Below are 17,517 nucleotides of genomic sequence, written 5' to 3'. Positions count from 1 at the left end.
GCTCGCGAGGAAGGTGCAGAATATCCCTATGAGCGATGGCTCGGGCTTCCCCGCTTTCGACGCGGCCGACCTCGATGCGGCAGCGGACCGGCTCCAACAGGCCGACGTTCGTCTGGTCATCGGAACGATGGTGAACGCGGCCGGAATCACCCTTGCCAAGAGTGTCCCGGTGGCCCGGCTCGGCGCCTTCCACCGGGCCGGCATGGGTGCCGCTCCGGTCTGGCATGTCTTCTGTATTGACGGCGCCATCGCCTTCACCGACAGCATCAGCGCCGTCGGCGACCTGCGCCTGAGGATCGATCCCACGGGGTTGCGCAGTCTCGGCGGAGGCCTGGCGTGGGCTCCCGCAGACATGTTCCGCCAGGATGGGAGCCGGGATCCGGCCTGCGCGCGTGGCACGCTGGCCCGAGTCCAGGAGCGGGCCGCAACCGCCGGCTATCGGGCACTCGTGGGCCACGAGCTGGAGTTCGTGCTTGTCGCCGCCGACGGTACGGCGCTCGACGACGCCCCCTGGGCCCCGTACGGGCTGACCGGGTTGCTTGACCGGGAGCAATTCCTCACCGACCTGCTGGCCGCCATGGAGGATTCGGGCGCTCAGGTTGAACAGCTCCACGCGGAATACGGCCGCAACCAGTTTGAGCTCTCCCTTGCCCCGGGAGACCCGCTTGCGGCAGCGGACACCGTGGTGCTGGCCAAGATCATTGTCGGCAGGGTCGCCCGTGCCCACAAGCTGCAGGCCTCGTTCTCTCCCGCCCCCTTCCCCGGTTCGGTTGGCAGTGGCGCCCACCAGCACTTCTCCCTCTCCCGTGGCGGAGCACCCCTCTTCAGCGGCGGCCCTGGCCCGTACGGCATCACCGAGGAGGGCGGGGCCGCGATCGGGGGCATCATCCAAGGGCTTCCCGAGGTGCAGGGACTGCTCACCGGTTCTATCCTGTCCGGGATCAGGCTCACGCCCGGAGCGTGGTCGGGTGCCGCTTTGTGTTGGGGCCTGGAAAACCGTGAAGCATCCGTCCGTTTCATCGACGGCGGTGTGGGCAATCCCCACGGGGCCAACGTCGAAGTCAAGGTCATCGACGGGTCCGCCAACGTGTACCTGGCCTCCGCCGCCATCCTGGCCCTGGCTCTCGAGGGCATCACGAGCGGCAGCCGCCTGCCTGCTGAAGTTACCGGCGACCCAAGCCGCCTCTCCGCGGCGGAAAGGCAGGCCGCAGGGATCGGCACCGTCTCGGACTCGCCGTCGGAAATCATCACGTCCCTGGAAAACTCCGCGTCCGCCCGAAGACTGCTGGGCAATGAGGTGGTCGACGCCACCGTTGCGGTGCGGCGCCATGAGCAGGAGACCCACGGGGCCCGGGACCCCAAGGAACTCGCGGCCCTATTCCGCCTTGCCTGGTCGATCTGATGGGAACGTCGTTCGCCGGATTTGTCGAAGACATACGGCTCATCGACCATCACGTTCACGGCGCGTATGGGGTCGACGGCGACGAAACCCGCTTTCAGAATTCGCTGAACGAGGCCAACAGCGAGCCCCTCACCGAACCGTCGGCGGCCTACGACTCCCAACTGGGCTTCGCCCTCCGCCGCTGGTGCGCCGAGATCATCGACCTGCCCCGGCACGTCTCGCCCGAGCTCTACTGGCGGCGCCGCAGCGAACTCGGCGAACTGGAAATCAGCCGACGGATGACCCGGGCAGCCGGAGTCAGTCACTGGCTCATCGACGCCGGATTCAACACCGGGGCCATGCTCGATCCACCCGGGATGGCGGAAACTGCCGGGGCCACCGTCCGCGAGATCGTACGCCTGGAAACCCTCGCCGAAACCCTGATCCAATCCGGCCAGGATCCGGGCGACTACGTGGAGGCGTTCACCGCGCTGCTGGCCAGCCGCCCCCGGATTGTCGTGGGGGCCAAGTCGGTTCTGGCCTACCGGGCCGGCTTCAATCACGACCTCTCCCGGCCGGCCGACCGCAACGTGGCTGAGTCCGCGAAGCGGTGGCGGCAGCGGATCGAGTCCGGTGGGCCGGTGCGTCTTGATGACCTCACCCTCATCCGTTTCGGCCTGCACTGCGCCATCTCGCTCGGGCTTCCACTCCAGCTCCACGTCGGGTTCGGGGACCGGGAGCTGGACCTTGACCGGGCGAACCCCCTGCTTCTGCTCGACTTTCTCCGGTCGGTTCAAGCCAGCAGGGTCCCCGTCCTGCTCCTGCACTGCTACCCGTTCGAGCGTGAGGCCGGCTATCTCGCCCAGGCCTTCGACAACGTCTACCTCGACGTCGGCCTGGCGGTGAACCACGTCGGAGTCCGGAGCCGGAGCCTCATCGCGCGCTCGTTCGAACTCGCCCCCTTCACTAAGATCCTTTACTCGTCCGATGCCATCGGCCCGGCTGAGCTCCACTACCTCGGCGCGCGGCTGTGGCGCAACGCGATTGCAGCCATCTTCGGCCAGTGGATTGACGACGACGAGTGGTCGGACGCCGATGCCCGCCGCGTTGTGGAGCTTGTCGCGCGGGAGAACGCCCGAAGGGTCTACGGACTGCCGTAACGGGACTCCACCACGGTCATTGTCCACACGTTAAAGCAAAAACCCCTCTGACGAGGGGTTTTGCTGTCACTCAACGGCTGCGCTAGTGCTCGGTGTCTGCCGCCTTCTTGGCGTCTTTCTCGGCGTCCTTCTCGGCGCGAAGAGCCTCCGCGTCGTGCTTTTCCTCGGCCTTTTCCTGGTGGATGACCTCTGCGAAGAGCTTCTCCATCTCCTTGGCCACGCCGGCGGCTGAGGCCGGGTTCTGCCCGGTCACCAGCCGCTCGTCAACCACAACCTTCTCCTCAAAGACAGCAGCGGCGACGTGGGTGGCGCCCTGTTCCTCAAGCCGGTCGGCCAAGAAGAACGGAATGACCTTGTCCTTCCCCGCAGCTACCTCCTCGTCGTTGGTGAAGGCGGCCACCTTACGGCCCTCGACAAGGCGAAGCCCGTTCTTCAATTCCACGTTCAGCAGGCCGGCCGGTCCGTGGCAAACCGCGCCCACCAGGCCGCCGGCGTTGTAGACGCTGGCCACCAGATCCTGCAAGCCTTTGCTGTCCGGGAAGTCCCACATGGTGCCGTGGCCGCCCACGAGATAGACGGCGTCGTACTGGTCGGGATCAACGACGTCGACGCGGGCAGTGTTATAGAGACCGGCGCGCGTGGTCTCGTCCTCCGTGAAGGCGACCTGGATGGGATCTTCCGAGTCCACCTCGTCGCGCGGGGGCTGGCCGCCCTGGATGGACGCGAAGTCGACGAAATGCCCGGAATCCTTGAAGACCTTCCACGGATGTGCGGCCTCGGCCACGTTGTAGCCGGTCTTCTCTCCGGTATCGCCGATCTCGGAAACGCTGGTCAGTACCATGAGGATTTTCTTCATGAATTCTTCCTTTCGTCCAGCTTCCACCCTACGCCCAGCCCACTTCGGGCCCTCAGCGCCCGAAACGGTGTCGGCTAGTTCGTTGACACATCGATCAGCACCTTGCCGACGATGCCCTCTTCCACGGCCGTGTGGGCCGCCGCCGTGTCAGCCAGGTCAAAGCGATGCAGCGGAAGGCCCGCGGCCTCTCCCACCGGAAGGGCGCCGTCGGCGATGGCCGCATTGATGTCCTCGGCGGCGGCTTGCACAGCCGCCATACCAACCGTGTAGAGCAGCACAAACTGGTAGCGGACGTTGAGGCTGAAATGCCGGCGCACGTCCAGGCTCACCTGATCGCCGCCGTTGTTGGCGTAGACGGCGACGGAGCCGCGGTTGCGGATCACCGCCAGGTCCAGTTCCGAGTTCTGCGCGGGTGCCACCTCCACGATCTGGTCGACGCCGTTAGGAGCGATCCGGCGGATCTCCGCGGCCGCGTTGGTTTCCCGGTAATTGATGACGTGATCGGCGCCGGCAGCCGTGGCCAGCGCAGCCTTCGCCGGACCGCTCACGGTCGTGATCACAGCGGCGCCGGCCCACTTGGCTAGCTGGATCGCCGCATGGCCTACGGCGCCTGCCCCTCCAGCGACGAGGACAACTTTGCCGTCCAAGGCTCCCGGGTCCAGCCGCCGCGGGCCGTCCTCGGCGATGGTCAGGGCCCGGTGGGCGGTGATTGCGGGAACACCCAGGCTTGCGCCGAGCTCGAACCCGGCGATCTCCGGCAGCGGAAAAACCCGCTCGGCTGGCAGGACGGCGAACTCCTGCGCTGTCCCGCCGTCGGCGCGCTGGTAGGCGGCCAGGGCCAGCCAGACCCTGTCACCGACATCGAGATGCTCGACGCCGGGTCCGACGGCGTCCACCACTCCGGCGCCGTCCTGGTTCGGCACGACCTCCGCGAAGGGCAAGGCCTCGCCCGGTTTGGCGCCGCGGCGCGACTTCCAGTCGGTGGGGTTCACCGCGGAGACCATGATCCGCACGCGCACCTCCCCGCGCCCCGGGTCGCGGATCTCGCGGTCGACGAGCTCGAGAACAGACGGATCGCCGGTGGCACGGTACACGATTGCTTTCATACTCAGACCAAACACCGGCCCTCACCGAAAATTCCCGCCGTGCGCGGAAACGGTGATGCTATCGAGCGGCTGCGTGATCAGGCCTGCTGGGCAGCTGACGGGACGGGCATCGGGCCGAGCTCGGCGGACCGTGGCGGATTGGCGCCCTGCCGGGAGCAGGTGATGGCCGCGGCGCGGTTGGCGTACGCGGCGAGGGCATTCATCTCATCCGGAGTGAGGTTTTCGAGTCGTTGCCTGCCGCTGGCGCCGAGCGCGTCGAGTTGGGACAGTCCGGAGATCAGGCCTGCCATGAAGGAGTCGCCTGCCCCAACGGTGTCCGCCACAGTGATGGGTACGGCGGCCATCTCCACCCTGCCCTGGCGGGCCAGGACGACTGGGCCGGAGGCGCCGCGTGTCAGGGCTACGATCGCGGGGCCGAGTTCCAGCCATGCTGCCATGGTTTGCTCCGGGGTCCGGTCCGGGTAGAGCCAGCTCAAGTCTTCGTCGCTGGCTTTGACGATGTCGCTGGCCGTCACGAACAGTTCCGCCCGGTTACGCGCCTCCGCAACGTCCGGACTGATAGCGGGCCGGCAATTCGGGTCGTAGCTGACCGTCGCGTGCTTCCGAGCGGCCTTCACCAAGGCCAAGGTGGCCTTGTCCCCCGGTCTGAGCATGGTGGCGATCGATCCGGTGTGGACGTGGGTGGAGCCTTCAACGGCGGCCAGGGCGGGCAGGGACGCCCCGTTGATGTCCCAGTCGATGGAGAAGGTGTAGTGGGCGGCACCGTCAGTGCCCAGGGCCGCGAGGGCCGTCGACGTCGCAGAGGTCCCTCCGTTAATTACCCGGACGTTGTTCGACCGGAGGTGCTGATCGATCATCAGGCCGTATCGGTCCTCGGCGTAGTGGGTCACCAGGGTCGTCTGCAGGTCCAGGCGGGCCGCCCCCACCGCCACGTTGAGCGGGCTCCCTCCGGGATGGGCCTGGATCTTTTCCGGCCGGCGGGGGTCGCTGATGATGTCGACGAGTGATTCGCCGATGACGATCACCATGGTTTCACTTGCTGGCATAGCTGCTTTCCTCGCAGTCTTCTTCTCAGCGGCCCGGGTAGACCACGGCTTTGAGCTGGCCGGGCTGCTTGCCGGCCTGGAGCGCATCTTCGGATTCGGCGAGGGCGAATTTGCCGGTGACCAGGATGTCCAGGTCCACCTTTCCGTCGGCGATGAGCTGGATGGCCAGGGGCCAGGTGTTGGTGTAGCGGAACACGCCGGAGAGCCAGATCTCCCGGTTCTGGATGTAGGAGACGGGGAGTTCGACGTCGTCGGCCCCGAGCCCTACCAGGATGACCCGGCCGGCCGGTCCAACGGCTTTGATCCCGGAACGGACGGCCTGCGGGGCGCCGGAGGCGTCGATGAAGGCATCGACGTCGAGCCCTTCGACACTGTCCGTCAAGGCGTTCAAGGCATGGGTGGCGCCGTGTTGGAGGGCGAAAGCCAGCCGGTCCTCTGCAATGTCGCTGATGTAGATTTCGGTGGCGCCAAAGGCGCGGGCGGCTTGGGCGGCGATGATGCCGATGGGGCCGGCGCCGGCGATCAGGACCCGGCTGCCCGGCTTGATCTGGGCGCGTTCGCAGGCCCAGAGGCCGACGGAGAGCGGTTCAATGAGGGCTGCCGCCTCGTCGCTGACGCTGTCCGGGATGTCGAAGGCAAAGTCGCTCTGGATTCTCACATATTCGGTGAAGGCCCCGTCGATCGGCGGCGTGGCGTAGAACTCGATGTCGGGGCAGAGGTTGTAGCGTCCGGCTTTGCACTGCTTGCAGGTGCGGCAGGGCCGCTGGGGCTCGACGGCGACCCGCTGGCCGATGCGGGCGGGGTCGACGTCGCTGCCGACGGCGGCGATACGTCCGGAGAGTTCGTGGCCGAGGATCAGCGGGTGGTCCACGACGTAGTCGCCGATCCGGCCGTGTTCGTAGTAGTGGACGTCGCTGCCGCACACGCCGACGGCGGCGACTTGGACGAGGACCTGGTCCGCGTCCAGCTGCGGGACGGGCAGGGCCTTCATGGCCATGTCGCCCTGGCGTTTGAGGACGGCGGCGCGCATGGTGGCCGGCACTTCGGGATGCCCGGGGGTGCGGGACTGGGCGGTTGATGTGGTCATCGGAGGAATCCTTTGCGGTTCGAAGAGGTGTGGCGGGCTATATGACGGCGCTACTTCACGGCGCCCAGGGAGAGGCCCTGGACGAGTTTGTCCTGTGCTGCGAAACCGGCGAACAGCACCGGCAGGGAGATCACGACGGCGGCGGCGCAGACCTTGGCAATGAACAGGCCCTGGCCCGAAACGAAGCCGGTGAGGAAGACCGGGGCGGTGCCGGCAACGACGCCGGTGAGGACCCGGGCCAGGAGGAGTTCGTTCCAGCTGAAGATGAAGCAGATCAGGGCGGTCGCGGCGATGCCGGGCATCGCCACGGGTGCGATGACCTTGCGGAGCGTGAGCAGCAAGGTGGCGCCGTCGATCTGGGCAGCCTCGAGCATTTCGACCGGCACTTCGGCAAGGAAGGACCGCATCATCCACACGGCGATGGGCAGGTTCATCGAGGTGTACATCAGGACCAGGAACCAGATGTTGTCCAGCGCGCCGGCGGTCTTGGCGAACAAGTAGAGCGGCAGGACTGCGGCGACCACGGGCATCATCTTCGTAGAGAGGAAGAAGAACAGAACGTCGGTCCACTTTTTCACCGGCCGGATCGACAGGGCGTACGCGGCGGGGATGGCCAGCAGCAGGACCAGGACGGTGGAGAAGATCGAGGCGGTGGCGGAGTTGATCAGCGAGGGCCAGGGGCTGACGCCGGACGTTGCGCCGAAGAACTCCTTGTAGGCATCCAGGTTGAGGTCGGCGGCGATGGACGGCGGGTTCGTGGCGGCGTCGATTTCGGAGTGGAACGAGGTCAGGATCATCCACAGGACCGGCACCGCGAACAGCAGGGCCAGCAGCCAGGCGGCGATGCCGGCGGCGGTGTTGTTGCGGGTGGGGTCCATGCGTGACTTGCCTCGACGTCGTGATCCCGTGGTCGGGGTGGACGGGGCGGGGACTGATGACCTGGGCCCGGCGGGGGTGAGGGTGCTCATCGTGCTGCCTCCTTCTTGAAGAGCGAGAATACGGTGCGGAGTGCGAAGGTCGCCACGATGATGGTGCCGATGACCACCACGACGCCGGCCGCTGAGGCCAGGCCATATTCGTTGGCGTAGTAGAACGTCTCGTAGATGGCGTAGGGCAGGTTGGCCGTGCCCAGGCCTCCGGAGGTGATGACGAAGGTGGCGTCGAAGTTCTGCACGATGTAAATGGCCCCGAGCAGTCCGCCTAGTTCCAGGTACTGGCGCAGGTGCGGCAGGGTAAGGTGGCGGAAAATTGCCCAGGGAGTGGCGCCGTCCATCTGGGCAGCTTCGACGGTGTCCATCGGACGGGACTGCAGGCCGGCGAGCAGGATGAGCATCATGAACGGGGTCCACTGCCAGACCAGCGAGACGATGATGGCCATCAGGGGCGCCGAAGACAGCAGATCCGGCTGCGGCGGGTTGTCGGAGCCGAAGAGCGACCAGATCCAGGTGAGGGAGCCGTTGATCAGGCCGTAGACGGGATTGAGGATGGCGTGCTTCCAGATGAGCGCCGCCGCGACCGGAACGATGAGGAAGGGTGCGATTAGCAGGGTCCGGGCCAGTCCGCGGCCGATGAACTTCTTGTCCAGGAGCAGGGCCAGCCCGAGTCCGAGGACCAGACTGACCAGGACCACCGAGACGGTCTCGACGATGGTGGTGAGGATTGCCTGGAGCATGTAGGGGTCGGTGACCACCTGGATGTAGTTCTCGAACCCGGCGAATCCGGTCGTGTCCGGGCTCAGGCTGTTCCAGTTCATGAACGAAATGATCAGGGTCACCACGAACGGAAGCTGGGTGACGACGATGAGGAAGATCAGGGCCGGCAGCAGCGGTGCCCGCCGTGCCCAGGAAACTGCACGTTCCCGCGCCCTGGTGTTCTTGGAAGGTTTGGCTGTGCTGCTCCCGTGCCGGGAGACGCGCGCCGTTGCGGTAGTCATAATGTTCTCCTGCGGTTGGGTTGTGGTTACTTGTACTTGTCGCCGACTTTTTGTGCGGCTTCCTGGCCCTTGGCCACCGCGTCGGCGACCGAGCCCTGGCCGGCGATGGCGGAGCTCACGCCCTGGGACACCCTGGTGCCCAGGGCGGCGAACTCGGGAATACCGACAAACTGGATGCCGACCGCCGGCCGCGGCTGGACACCGGGGTTGGTCGGATCGGCGTTCTCAATGGCAAAGCGTTCGGCCTTGAAGAACGGTGCGGCCTGCTGGAACTCGGTATTCTCGTAGGTGGAGATGCGCTTGCCGGACGGGACCTTGGACCAGCCGAGCTTCGAGGCGACCAGTTCCTCATACTTCTTCGAGCTGGCCCAGGCGATGAATTTGGCGGCAGCGTCCTGTTTCTTGGAGGCCGCCTGCATAGCCCAGGACCAGGTCCATAGCCAGCCCGAGGACTTGGTTTCCTTGACCGGAGCCTGCGCGTAACCGATCTTTCCCTTCACAGGAGAGGCCTCGGCTTCCAGGGCGCCGGCCGCGGAGGTGGCGTCGTACCACATGGCGACCTTGCTCTGGCTCATGTTGTTCAGGCATTCGGTGAATCCTGCCTGGGCGGCGCCCGCCTCACCATGGTCGCGCACCAGTTTGGTGTAGAAATCAACAGCCGCGGTGAACTCCGGAGAGTCGACCTTCGCGTTCCAGTCCTTGTCGAACCATGTTCCGCCGAAGGTGTTCACCACCGTGGTCAGCGGCGCGAAAACCTGGCCCCAGCCGGGCTGGCCGCGCAGGCAGATGCCCTTCATGCCGGGGACGGCGCCGTCGACCTTGGCCGCCACGGCTGCGACTTCGTCCCACGTCGGATTCTCCGGCATCGAAAGTCCCTTGGCGGCCAGAATGTCTTTCCGGTACATCAGGAAGGAGGATTCGCCGTAAAAAGGTTCGCCGTAGAGCTTGCCGTCCTTGCCGGTCAGCGACGCCGTATAGGCCGGCAGGATGTCCGCCTGGTTGAACGCTGCGTCCTTGGCAACGTTGTCCAGAGGCGCAAGCCAGCCGTTGGCGGAATAGAACGGGATCTCGTAGTTGGACAGCGACGCTATGTCGTACTGGCCGGCCTGGCTCGAGAACTCCTGGCTGATCTTGGCTCGGACGTCGTTTTCCGGCAGGACGGTGTAGTTGACCCTGATGCCGGTTTCCTTGGTGAAGTTCTCCGCGGTGAGCCGCTGCAGGTCCTCCATCTGGGGGTTGTTGACCATCAGGACGTTGATGCTGTTCGGGTCTCCTGCGGAGTTGCCGCCGCCGGCGCCCGCGCAGGCCGAGGTGCTGAGTGCCACGCACAGGGCGCCTGCGGCCAACGCGGCGGCGCGTGTTTTTGCGCGCATTTAGGACTCCTTTGTTCTTCAGGGGGTGCGATGCTGCCCTGCTCCGACTGCTGCGTCGGGGGTGCGGGGCCGAGAGCGGGACGAAGGGGCTGGAAGCCGGATACCTCGTCGATGTCCCTCAAGATTAGGCCTGTGGGATAAGGCACAACTAGCGCCGTGGTTGCTGAATTCTGATACTAATTTTCCTGAGTGCTCTCAGGGTGGGCGCTACTCTGGGAGAAGGCAACCAAAGCGCTGTCCAGATTTCATAACCCCAACGCAGGGAGAACCACGATGAGCACGGCGGATCCCGCCAACGGAGCAGACCTCCCTGACAGTGCCGCCGCACGGTTGGCTGAGAGGCTGCTGGGCATGCGGGCCAACCGGGAGGTCATCCCGGAGGACCCGCACCATTCGGTTCGGTGGCACCAGCACGACTACCCGAGCCCCGTGGCACGGTGGAATTACCACCCAGAGTATGAGGTCCACCTCATCCGGAAGGGCACCGGAAAGTTCATCGTCGGAGACCACATTGGCACGTTCGAAGCCGGCCACGTCTCCCTCGTCGGGTCCGGGCTCCCCCACGACTGGGTCAGCGACCTTGAACCCGGCGAAATACTGGAGAACCGGGACGCCATCATCCAGTTCGACGGGAAGTGGGTCGAGCAGGCCGCATCCATTGTCCCGGAGATGGCCGAGGTCAGGCCATTGTTGGAACAGTCCGCCCGGGGAATCGAATTCCTTGGCCGCTCAGCCGAGACGGCAGCGGCGTGCATCGAGGCAATGGGCACCTCCACCGGATTGGCGCGGCTTCAGCATCTCTTTGAGCTGTTGGCGACACTGGCCCGTGCGCCAGAAGTGGAGCGGCGCTACCTTGCTGAAGAATGGTTCAGGCCGCAACTTGACGGCCAGGCTGCGGCCGTCGTCGATATCGTCCTGGAGTACGTTTTCAGCAACCACGCCGGCAGTGTCAAGATGTCCGAAGCGGCGGCGCTGGTGGGCATGTCGGAACCGACATTTTCGAAGTATTTCAAGCGCGCCACCGGCCAGAACTTCAGTGATCTGGTGCGCAAACTTCGCCTGGCCCACGCCCGCCGGCTGCTGGAGCTGAGCGACAAACCCATCTCCGATATCTGCTACGAAGTGGGTTTCTCCAATTTGTCCAACTTCAACCGTCACTTCCTCAACGACGCCGGCGAAACCCCGCGGCAGTACCGCCAGCGAACGCAGAACTGACAGTCCCGGGGAATGGTACCCGAGCGGCACCGCTCGATGACACGAGCCGCCGCGGCTGGGCGTTCGACATACTAGTTTTATGCAGGCGACGACGGTGTTGGTCGAGGGTGAGAGTGACCGGCTGGCGGTTGAGACGCTGGCCTTTCGCTTTGGCTACGACCTGGCAGCCTTGCGGGTGTCGGTCGTACCGATGGGCGGCGCGACCAGCATCGTCCACTTCCTCGACCGCTACGGACCGAATGGCGCAGGCCACCGGCTGTTGGGCCTGTGTGATGCAGGGGAATCTCGTGGCATCGCACGCGCGCTCGGCCGGGCAGGGATCGGGTCCGGTTCGCTGGCCAAGCTTGGGTTCCATGTCTGTCACGCCGATCTGGAGGACGAACTCATCCGCTGCCTGGGAATCGATGCCGTGCTCAAAGTCATCGCTGCTCAAGGCGAGCTCGCGTCGTTCCGGCTCCTCCAGCGCCAGCCGTCCCTGCGGCAGCGGCCAATACCGGCGCAGTTACGCCGGTTCTTCGGAGGACGCAGCGGCAACAAGGTCCGCTACGCGCCACTGCTGGTCAACGCGCTGCCGGCCGGACATGCGCCTCCGCCACTCGCCCGCCTCGTTGCATCATTCTCACTGTGATCCTGCCGCCCAAGAAACGGTCGAATGCCTTCAACGTGTCCAGCCACGTCATGCCGAGGCGCCCCCGACGCCTTCGCGGTGATCAAGGCACGCCCCTGCCCGCCGTCGTCGAACACCCAAATAACAGCGGAACCCATCCGCTAAGTGTCGCAATCACCGCAAGAGTCCAAGGACTGTCTTATGGGACGCGGAGCGGACGGGAAAAAGCATTGATGAAATTTTCCTCATGAACGTTTCATCCGCGCCTCATTGTTGTAGTTCATGCTGGACGCACGAACCGGCTTGCGCCGGAAGCGCCTGCGCATGGCGAGGAGGGGGCATGGATGGACGGAGCATGGTACCTCCGCCGGATCCTGGAATTGATTCCATGGACTGGCCCTCCCCCGTTCCGGCGACTGCCGACGACGATACCGGCACATCCTGGATGGTACAGCGGGCGTGGCCAGACAAGACGCCAGGAGAATTTGTCCTGGAAGTCCTGACACCGGGACGGCCCGGCGTCCGGGGAGCCCATCTGCGTCAGGGGCAGTTCGAGCTCCTCCCGCTGGACGATCCGGGACTGCCCGCCTTGCGGGAGGAAGCACAGAAGGGTGAATTGATTTCGTATTGGCCCTCCCGCCAAGCGGTCGTCCGGGCGGATGGCTGCTACATAAAGATCTTCGGGCCCGGCGGCGCCGTCGTACCGGCCGAGCGCTGCGCACAAATGGACGTCCTCCTGGACGGCAACTTCACAACACCCAGAATGCTCCGTCAGAGCTCCCGGGCGGACGTCATCGTTTTCAGCGCCATCGCGGGACCGACTCTGAACGAGCTAGGCCGGGAGCAGGGCGCCGGCTGCGATGAAGCGTTCGCCAGGGCGTGGGAGAAATGGTCGCGCGCCTGGGTCGCGGAACTCAACGGCTCCCGGGGTCCCGCAGCACAAAGCGTCCTTGATAGCCTTCCGCTCCGCCCACCGCAATGGGAAGTCACAAAGATGTGGCGACGGGTGGACGACTGGTTGCGGCACAATGAAAACGTCCCGGAGCTGTCGTCTCAGCGCGATGCCTTGCGCGCCGCCGCAGAACGAGTGGCCACGAACCTGCTTCGGACGGCACCGGACCCGATGGTATGGGCCCACGGAGACCTCTACGACAGGCAAATCATCGTTCCTGACGGCGACATCCCGCCCGGATTGCTGGACTTTGACAGTACGGCCCGGCACGAGGCCGCCCGGGATCTGGCCGGCCTGGACGTCCGCCTGGAACTTCATCTACGAAACAACCGCATGACGCGCGCACGATATCTGACGGCTCACACGCAGGTGCTGGCCGTCGCCGAGGAACTGCACGTCAGTCCGGTCCGGTTCGATGCGTACTCGGACGTCATCTGGCTTCGAGTGGCACTTTCTCCGTTACCTGGCCGCTTCTCCCTGGCCATCGCCGTGCTTGCGGAACGGGCCGCGCAGGAGTTGAGACAGTGAGTGACCCAGCCAGATGACGGCATCTCCCGCACCGACGGCGGGCTGCCCAGCGGCGCCAGTCGATCCCCGTTCCGGACAGGAACCGGTACGGCAGAGAAGGCTAGCCGCGGGTAAACCGGGCGAAGCCGGCGTGAACGTCACGGACTATGACGGTTCCGGAGCCGAGGAGCTGTGCCTTCGCTCGAAGTTGCGCCACCAGGTCCTCGGTTGGTCGGCCGAATACCTCGATCGTTCTTAGCTTGATGAGCGGCGCCACTGGCACGAACTTGGGACCCGCCACCTTCATGTGCAGCTCCAACGAGGCTACGTCACGATGAAAATGCAGGACGCTCATGACGGAGCCGTCCTCTGAGAAACAGACGCAGTAGGAGATGATCTGCGGCTCATTCTGTTCAACGAACGCGGCGAGCTCGGCCATGGCTGCCTTGAGCTCCTCAAGTTTGCCCGCCCGGACGTCGGAGGTATCAAGGTAAGCGATGAAATCACCCATGTCATCTCTCCGTTGACGGTCCCGGCTGAACTTCTGGACCTGACCAGTAGGCAGAATTATCCTCCCATTCCTCACCGAAAGTGCGGTGTACTTTTGGCGGAACAATTCAAAGTCTCGGCCTTTGGTCCACGCTGAATCACTGCGGACTCGGCACCGTTTGAGCCGGGTCCTCAGGATAAGAAAACCTCCTGGGCATGGCGGCAAAGTCTGCGACGAGGGCTGACGGATCGTCGCGCCGGAAGGCAAGGAACACGGAGATTGGCGGGGCATCGCGGACGGGCCGGTACGCGATGCCGGGTCGTGGATTCTGTGCAGCGGTGGCCTCTGAGGACATGCCGATGGCTTGTCCTGTGGAGATGAGCATGAGCCATTCGTCGACCCCCTGCACGAGCCGGACTGACGTCGGCCTGGCGGTTTCGGGCCAGAGTTCTTGGGTGGTGGTTCCGGTACGAAAGCGGTCACGGTGCGCACCAGTGCGAGGGACTCGTGCGTGGGACATTACCCAGCGACTAAAAGGTGAGGCTGTGCGCGGTTCGCATTGCGCGGCCCCGGAGTAAGCCTCCGGTTCAACGCTTCTTGCCCCCGACACCCGGCACGGACGCGACCTGCTTCATCCACGCCGCGATCTGGCGTTCGTCGACGTCGTCCATGGATTCGAGCTCCACACCCCGCGTCGACTTACCCATCCCCACCGGTGTCACCGGCGGTACAGGCTCGAGCGCCGCGCCACTAACAAACATGAGCTTGACGTGGCCAACAAAACCGCCGCCGCTGAAGCACCACCCATCGCCCACACCGTAGTACGACATGCCCCACTTCACTGAGCGCCGTATCGGACTCCTCGGGGAAGTCTCTATCTGTCCGCAGTTATCGATTCCAGGACGGCCTGGAATGCTGGACTTACTCGTATCGCCAGGCCACCATCGTCGGACACCTCGGTCAGTTGCTCGTAGCTCGTCCCGTTCCACCAAAAGACGTGCGGACTCACCGGTGTAGGTGAATCGCTGTATCCCATGGCGGCGAATCGGGCCATTCCGTTAACCGCTGGAATGACGGTGGCGTCTTCGATGATGTGCCAAACGACTTGGTTTCGATTCGGGACGCTCATTAGCCAGCCGAACTCTTCTCGGACGCGCTTGCCCATAAGGTCTGAGGCCAAGTCAGGAAGAAGCAGAGCCCGGCTCGCGGTATAGACAGATTCACCTAATAAAGCTGTGAACGAGCCCCCTCCCGGCGCAGGGAGGGTTTCGAGTTTTTCGACTTCCAGCCCGCGAAGGTTCGCAATCCCCTGGGTTCTGAGGGCTCCGAACCCGCCGAATTTGTCTGCGTTGTTGTGACTGAAAACCGAAACTGTGTCCGGGAGGTCGAGCGCGATCATCTCGACGATGCCCGGCGCGAACTCCCTATGCGGGTAGCCGTCGATCCCTGGCACGCTCGCTTCATCATAAAGGCGTGCGAAAGTCTGCCTCGCTACATCAGCAGGGTCAAGGATGTCGAACGGATCGGGTCCGTCGAAGCCCGCCAGAACGCGCTGAAGATGTTCGCGTATCAGGTCCCGCCACACGGATTGCGGCTGGTCAGCACAAGCGGTGGCCACATTCCAAAATCCGAATTCACGCCCGGAGTCATCGACAGCGTGACCAGGCTGAACATGGACTTCGAGTCCCATCTCGGCGAAAACTTCGCGCGTGATCGTTCGGAAATAGTTGGCGCCTGAAACCGTGAAGAAAGTAAGGTGCGAATCAGGCGTTTCCGGTTCGGGAGACTTCTTCCTGAAGATGCCCACAATGACCCGCTTTCGTCGTGGCGGTCGATCGAATCAAGTCGACTATGGCCAGCCTGGGAGTTTCCGCTACCGTCGGTGGGTCCACAGGCTGAACATTCGGTGAACCCGATTCCGATTCTGTCGCAATCCGATCGGAAACCATGTTGCGACCCGCCCGGTAGAGACCTCCAGCGCAGCCTCTCCGCGTGCTGGATTCAGTCGTCCAAAGGCCCATATTCGGCTGTTCATGCAGCCACGCAAGTCCCCGCACGTGGACCGGAACAGGCCGCATTGCGTAGGAGGAGGGTCCGGCACACGCAAGTCACGTCCAGGGTTCCGGCCGAGAGTCCAGACATGCCCAAGTATCGAGATCGAGATTCGCGCGCATCGCACTGCCCTTAAGCCGATCGGTCTGTGAGCCGTGTGTACGGTACTGGTATGGCTTCTCCGCAGACGCTAAGCGAGGCCGAGCGCCGTATCATCGCGGCTTGGGCCGCAGACTGCGAGCGGGTCGTGGCCCTATTTGAGGCAGAGGCGCCGGCAGATGATCGCCCCCGCGACGCCATCGCCCGAGCCCGGGCTTTCGCTCGCGGTGAGCTCAGTGCCGCCGAAGAGATCCGCCGGCGGTTTGTGGCTGGCCGTGCCGCACACGAGGTCAATCGCCCTGCCGCGGTGGCTGCCGCCCGGTCTGCCGCGCAAGCCGCCGCCGTCGCCCACATGGGAGCGCACGCTTTGGGAGCAGCCGCGTATGCCGCGAAAGCGGCCGGACTGGCGGCGCCCGATCGGCCCCAGACGATCGACGACGAGGTCCACTGGCAACTCGAGCACATGAGCGCCGAAGCTCGGTCCGCGCTCCGGCGCCTGCCACCGCTGGGCGGGAATTCCGCCGGTCCGCTGGGGCCAGGACTTCTGACGTCCGGAATCCTCGCCTCGATCATCCGCACGATCCAGGCCGACTTGGCCCGCCCCGACCGGACTGCCTCCTCCAGCTGAATCTGCCACCGGCCAGCCGGGTCCCCTACTGCGGCACCATCTGCCCGCACTGGCGCTGCGGGAAAGGACGATACAGGTACTGACCTGATCAATCAGGGGCGGAGCAGGCGATGAAGTGTTCGACGAGAGGTTCGTGGTCGCCCGAGCGGACCACGACGGAGAGCTCCACCAGGTCGACGCGCCTGCGCAGCTCCCGCCAGACGAGGTCCTGGGGTTGCTGTCTGACAGAGGACTCGGGTGCGAGTGTTACTCCCAGCCCGCATTTGACCATGGCCAGTTGGGAGTTGATGGAGTTGGCGTAGTGCTGGGCCTCGGGGCTGAAACCTGCCTGCCGGCAGGCTGCCACGAGTTCGTCATGGTAGTCTGGGGAGATGGGCCTTCGCAGCCACACCCATGGCTCGTCCCGGAACTCGGCGAGGCTGACCGGTCCTTCACCGCCCGCCAACCTGTGGTCTTCGGGCATGGCGACCACAAAATGGTCCCGCCGTAGCGGAACCGACTTCAGGCGCCGGCCCGTCACGGTCTGACGGATGATGGCAACGTCCAATTCCCTTCGCTCGAGCGCGTCGCGCCCGTGGTGGGAGTCGATCTCCTGCACCTGCAGTTTCACGAGCGGCCGGGTGGCGCGGAACCGCTGCAGGATTTGCGGCAGCGTTTCGCTGAACGCCGACGTTACCGCACCGATGCGGAGGGTGCCTGTCAGTCCCCCATTGGCCAGCGCCGCCACTTCATGGGCACGTTCGGATGCCCCCACCAGGAGCCTGCACTGCTCCAGGAACAGGCGCCCGGCTTCGGTCAGCTGCACGCTCCGGCTTGACCGGTTGAGGAACGTGGTGCCCAGCTGGCGTTCCAGCTGGAGAATGGCTTGGCTCAGAGGCGGCTGTGACATTTTGAGCCGGTCGGCCGCGCGGCTGAAATTCAGTTCCTCGGCTACGGCGATGAAGTAGCGGGCCTGCCTTACTTCGACCAATGGATCTAGTCGCCCTTCGTCTACCAGCTATACGGGATTAGACCTTCACTCTATC

General features: G+C 64.8%; 17 protein-coding genes. 6 read left to right on the top strand and 11 right to left on the bottom strand.

What is annotated here, in order from left to right; translation table 11 throughout:
* Positions 1 to 28: 28 nt before the first annotated feature.
* Both C566_RS0102115 and C566_RS0102110 read left to right on the top strand, forming a co-directional pair.
* Positions 29 to 1,402, top strand: coding sequence for a glutamine synthetase family protein (locus C566_RS0102115; protein ID WP_018772675.1), 1,374 nt, complete (start codon positions 29 to 31; stop codon positions 1,400 to 1,402).
* Positions 1,402 to 2,541 (top strand): amidohydrolase family protein, encoded by a 1,140-nt coding sequence (locus C566_RS0102110; RefSeq protein WP_018772674.1) that lies wholly within the window; start codon positions 1,402 to 1,404, stop codon positions 2,539 to 2,541. Before C566_RS0102115 ends, C566_RS0102110 begins: the two co-directional genes overlap by 1 nt.
* An 82-nt stretch (positions 2,542 to 2,623) precedes the next feature.
* Here the strand turns inward: C566_RS0102110 and C566_RS0102105 are convergent, their stop codons facing one another.
* The 7 genes from C566_RS0102105 to C566_RS0102075 form a co-directional block, all read right to left on the bottom strand.
* Positions 2,624 to 3,397: a type 1 glutamine amidotransferase domain-containing protein gene (locus C566_RS0102105; protein ID WP_018772673.1), complete on the bottom strand. Its 774-nt coding sequence runs from the start codon at positions 3,395 to 3,397 to the stop codon at positions 2,624 to 2,626.
* Between the two features lie 74 nt (positions 3,398 to 3,471).
* Positions 3,472 to 4,503, bottom strand: coding sequence for an NADPH:quinone reductase (locus tag C566_RS0102100; RefSeq protein ID WP_026266288.1), 1,032 nt, complete (start codon positions 4,501 to 4,503; stop codon positions 3,472 to 3,474).
* A gap of 77 nt (positions 4,504 to 4,580) precedes the next feature.
* Positions 4,581 to 5,549, bottom strand: a complete 969-nt coding sequence (locus C566_RS0102095; RefSeq protein WP_018772671.1) for a carbohydrate kinase family protein — start codon at positions 5,547 to 5,549, stop codon at positions 4,581 to 4,583.
* Between the two features lie 25 nt (positions 5,550 to 5,574).
* Entirely contained in the window at positions 5,575 to 6,636 is a 1,062-nt protein-coding gene (locus C566_RS0102090) for an NAD(P)-dependent alcohol dehydrogenase (protein WP_018772670.1), read from the bottom strand.
* A gap of 50 nt (positions 6,637 to 6,686) precedes the next feature.
* On the bottom strand, positions 6,687 to 7,604 hold the full coding sequence (locus C566_RS0102085) for a carbohydrate ABC transporter permease (protein ID WP_026266287.1): 918 nt from the start codon (positions 7,602 to 7,604) through the stop codon (positions 6,687 to 6,689).
* The gene (locus C566_RS0102080; protein WP_018772668.1) at positions 7,601 to 8,569 is read right to left on the bottom strand and encodes a carbohydrate ABC transporter permease; all 969 of its coding nucleotides are present in this window, start codon (positions 8,567 to 8,569) and stop codon (positions 7,601 to 7,603) included. Before C566_RS0102080 ends, C566_RS0102085 begins: the two co-directional genes overlap by 4 nt.
* Positions 8,570 to 8,595: 26 nt before the next feature.
* On the bottom strand, positions 8,596 to 9,942 hold the full coding sequence (locus tag C566_RS0102075; RefSeq protein WP_018772667.1) for an ABC transporter substrate-binding protein: 1,347 nt from the start codon (positions 9,940 to 9,942) through the stop codon (positions 8,596 to 8,598).
* A 273-nt stretch (positions 9,943 to 10,215) separates the two neighbouring features.
* Here C566_RS0102075 and C566_RS0102070 point away from each other — a divergent pair, with 273 nt between their 5' ends.
* The 3 genes from C566_RS0102070 to C566_RS0102060 all read left to right on the top strand — a co-directional run bounded on the left by C566_RS0102070 (position 10,216) and on the right by C566_RS0102060 (position 13,244).
* Complete coding sequence (locus C566_RS0102070) at positions 10,216 to 11,157, top strand: AraC family transcriptional regulator (protein ID WP_018772666.1); 942 nt, start codon at positions 10,216 to 10,218, stop codon at positions 11,155 to 11,157.
* A gap of 79 nt (positions 11,158 to 11,236) precedes the next feature.
* Positions 11,237 to 11,785 carry a TOPRIM nucleotidyl transferase/hydrolase domain-containing protein gene (locus C566_RS0102065; protein WP_018772665.1) on the top strand — a complete coding sequence of 183 codons (549 nt, stop codon included), beginning with the start codon at positions 11,237 to 11,239 and terminating at the stop codon, positions 11,783 to 11,785.
* 568 nt (positions 11,786 to 12,353) lie between these two features.
* Positions 12,354 to 13,244, top strand: a complete 891-nt coding sequence (locus C566_RS0102060) for a phosphotransferase (RefSeq protein WP_231386229.1) — start codon at positions 12,354 to 12,356, stop codon at positions 13,242 to 13,244.
* 100 nt (positions 13,245 to 13,344) lie between these two features.
* Here the strand turns inward: C566_RS0102060 and C566_RS0102055 are convergent, their stop codons facing one another.
* From C566_RS0102055 to C566_RS22870, 3 genes are all read right to left on the bottom strand, one after another.
* On the bottom strand, positions 13,345 to 13,734 hold the full coding sequence (locus C566_RS0102055) for a hypothetical protein (protein WP_018772663.1): 390 nt from the start codon (positions 13,732 to 13,734) through the stop codon (positions 13,345 to 13,347).
* A 566-nt stretch (positions 13,735 to 14,300) separates the two neighbouring features.
* Positions 14,301 to 14,555, bottom strand: coding sequence for a DUF1801 domain-containing protein (locus C566_RS23430; RefSeq protein ID WP_442852613.1), 255 nt, complete (start codon positions 14,553 to 14,555; stop codon positions 14,301 to 14,303).
* Positions 14,556 to 14,587: 32 nt separating this feature from the next.
* Complete coding sequence (locus C566_RS22870) at positions 14,588 to 15,520, bottom strand: hypothetical protein (protein ID WP_196802319.1); 933 nt, start codon at positions 15,518 to 15,520, stop codon at positions 14,588 to 14,590.
* A gap of 417 nt (positions 15,521 to 15,937) precedes the next feature.
* Between C566_RS22870 and C566_RS0102040 the strand changes: the two genes are divergently transcribed.
* Positions 15,938 to 16,492 (top strand): putative immunity protein, encoded by a 555-nt coding sequence (locus C566_RS0102040; RefSeq protein WP_018772659.1) that lies wholly within the window; start codon positions 15,938 to 15,940, stop codon positions 16,490 to 16,492.
* A gap of 88 nt (positions 16,493 to 16,580) precedes the next feature.
* On the opposite strand, the gene C566_RS0102035 is transcribed toward C566_RS0102040, so the two are convergent.
* Positions 16,581 to 17,462, bottom strand: a complete 882-nt coding sequence (locus tag C566_RS0102035) for a LysR family transcriptional regulator (protein ID WP_018772658.1) — start codon at positions 17,460 to 17,462, stop codon at positions 16,581 to 16,583.
* Positions 17,463 to 17,517: the final 55 nt, after the last annotated feature.

The organism is Arthrobacter sp. 131MFCol6.1, from assembly GCF_000374925.1.
Lineage (GTDB): Bacteria > Actinomycetota > Actinomycetes > Actinomycetales > Micrococcaceae > Arthrobacter.
This window is presented reverse-complemented; position numbering and strand designations above follow the sequence as displayed.

What these genes read in the sequence shown, in the direction of transcription:
- C566_RS0102100 (WP_026266288.1), bottom strand. Translation starts at nt 4,503, where the DNA reads ATGAAAGCAATCGTGTACCGTGCCACCGGCGATCCGTCTGTTCTCGAG.
- C566_RS0102110 (WP_018772674.1), top strand. Translation starts at nt 1,402, where the DNA reads ATGGGAACGTCGTTCGCCGGATTTGTCGAAGACATACGGCTCATCGAC.
- C566_RS0102080 (WP_018772668.1), bottom strand. Translation starts at nt 8,569, where the DNA reads ATGACTACCGCAACGGCGCGCGTCTCCCGGCACGGGAGCAGCACAGCC.
- C566_RS0102065 (WP_018772665.1), top strand. Translation starts at nt 11,237, where the DNA reads ATGCAGGCGACGACGGTGTTGGTCGAGGGTGAGAGTGACCGGCTGGCG.
- C566_RS0102040 (WP_018772659.1), top strand. Translation starts at nt 15,938, where the DNA reads ATGGCTTCTCCGCAGACGCTAAGCGAGGCCGAGCGCCGTATCATCGCG.
- C566_RS0102055 (WP_018772663.1), bottom strand. Translation starts at nt 13,734, where the DNA reads ATGGGTGATTTCATCGCTTACCTTGATACCTCCGACGTCCGGGCGGGC.
- C566_RS0102105 (WP_018772673.1), bottom strand. Translation starts at nt 3,397, where the DNA reads ATGAAGAAAATCCTCATGGTACTGACCAGCGTTTCCGAGATCGGCGAT.
- C566_RS0102070 (WP_018772666.1), top strand. Translation starts at nt 10,216, where the DNA reads ATGAGCACGGCGGATCCCGCCAACGGAGCAGACCTCCCTGACAGTGCC.
- C566_RS0102075 (WP_018772667.1), bottom strand. Translation starts at nt 9,942, where the DNA reads ATGCGCGCAAAAACACGCGCCGCCGCGTTGGCCGCAGGCGCCCTGTGC.
- C566_RS0102085 (WP_026266287.1), bottom strand. Translation starts at nt 7,604, where the DNA reads ATGAGCACCCTCACCCCCGCCGGGCCCAGGTCATCAGTCCCCGCCCCG.
- C566_RS0102115 (WP_018772675.1), top strand. Translation starts at nt 29, where the DNA reads ATGAGCGATGGCTCGGGCTTCCCCGCTTTCGACGCGGCCGACCTCGAT.
- C566_RS0102095 (WP_018772671.1), bottom strand. Translation starts at nt 5,549, where the DNA reads ATGCCAGCAAGTGAAACCATGGTGATCGTCATCGGCGAATCACTCGTC.
- C566_RS0102090 (WP_018772670.1), bottom strand. Translation starts at nt 6,636, where the DNA reads ATGACCACATCAACCGCCCAGTCCCGCACCCCCGGGCATCCCGAAGTG.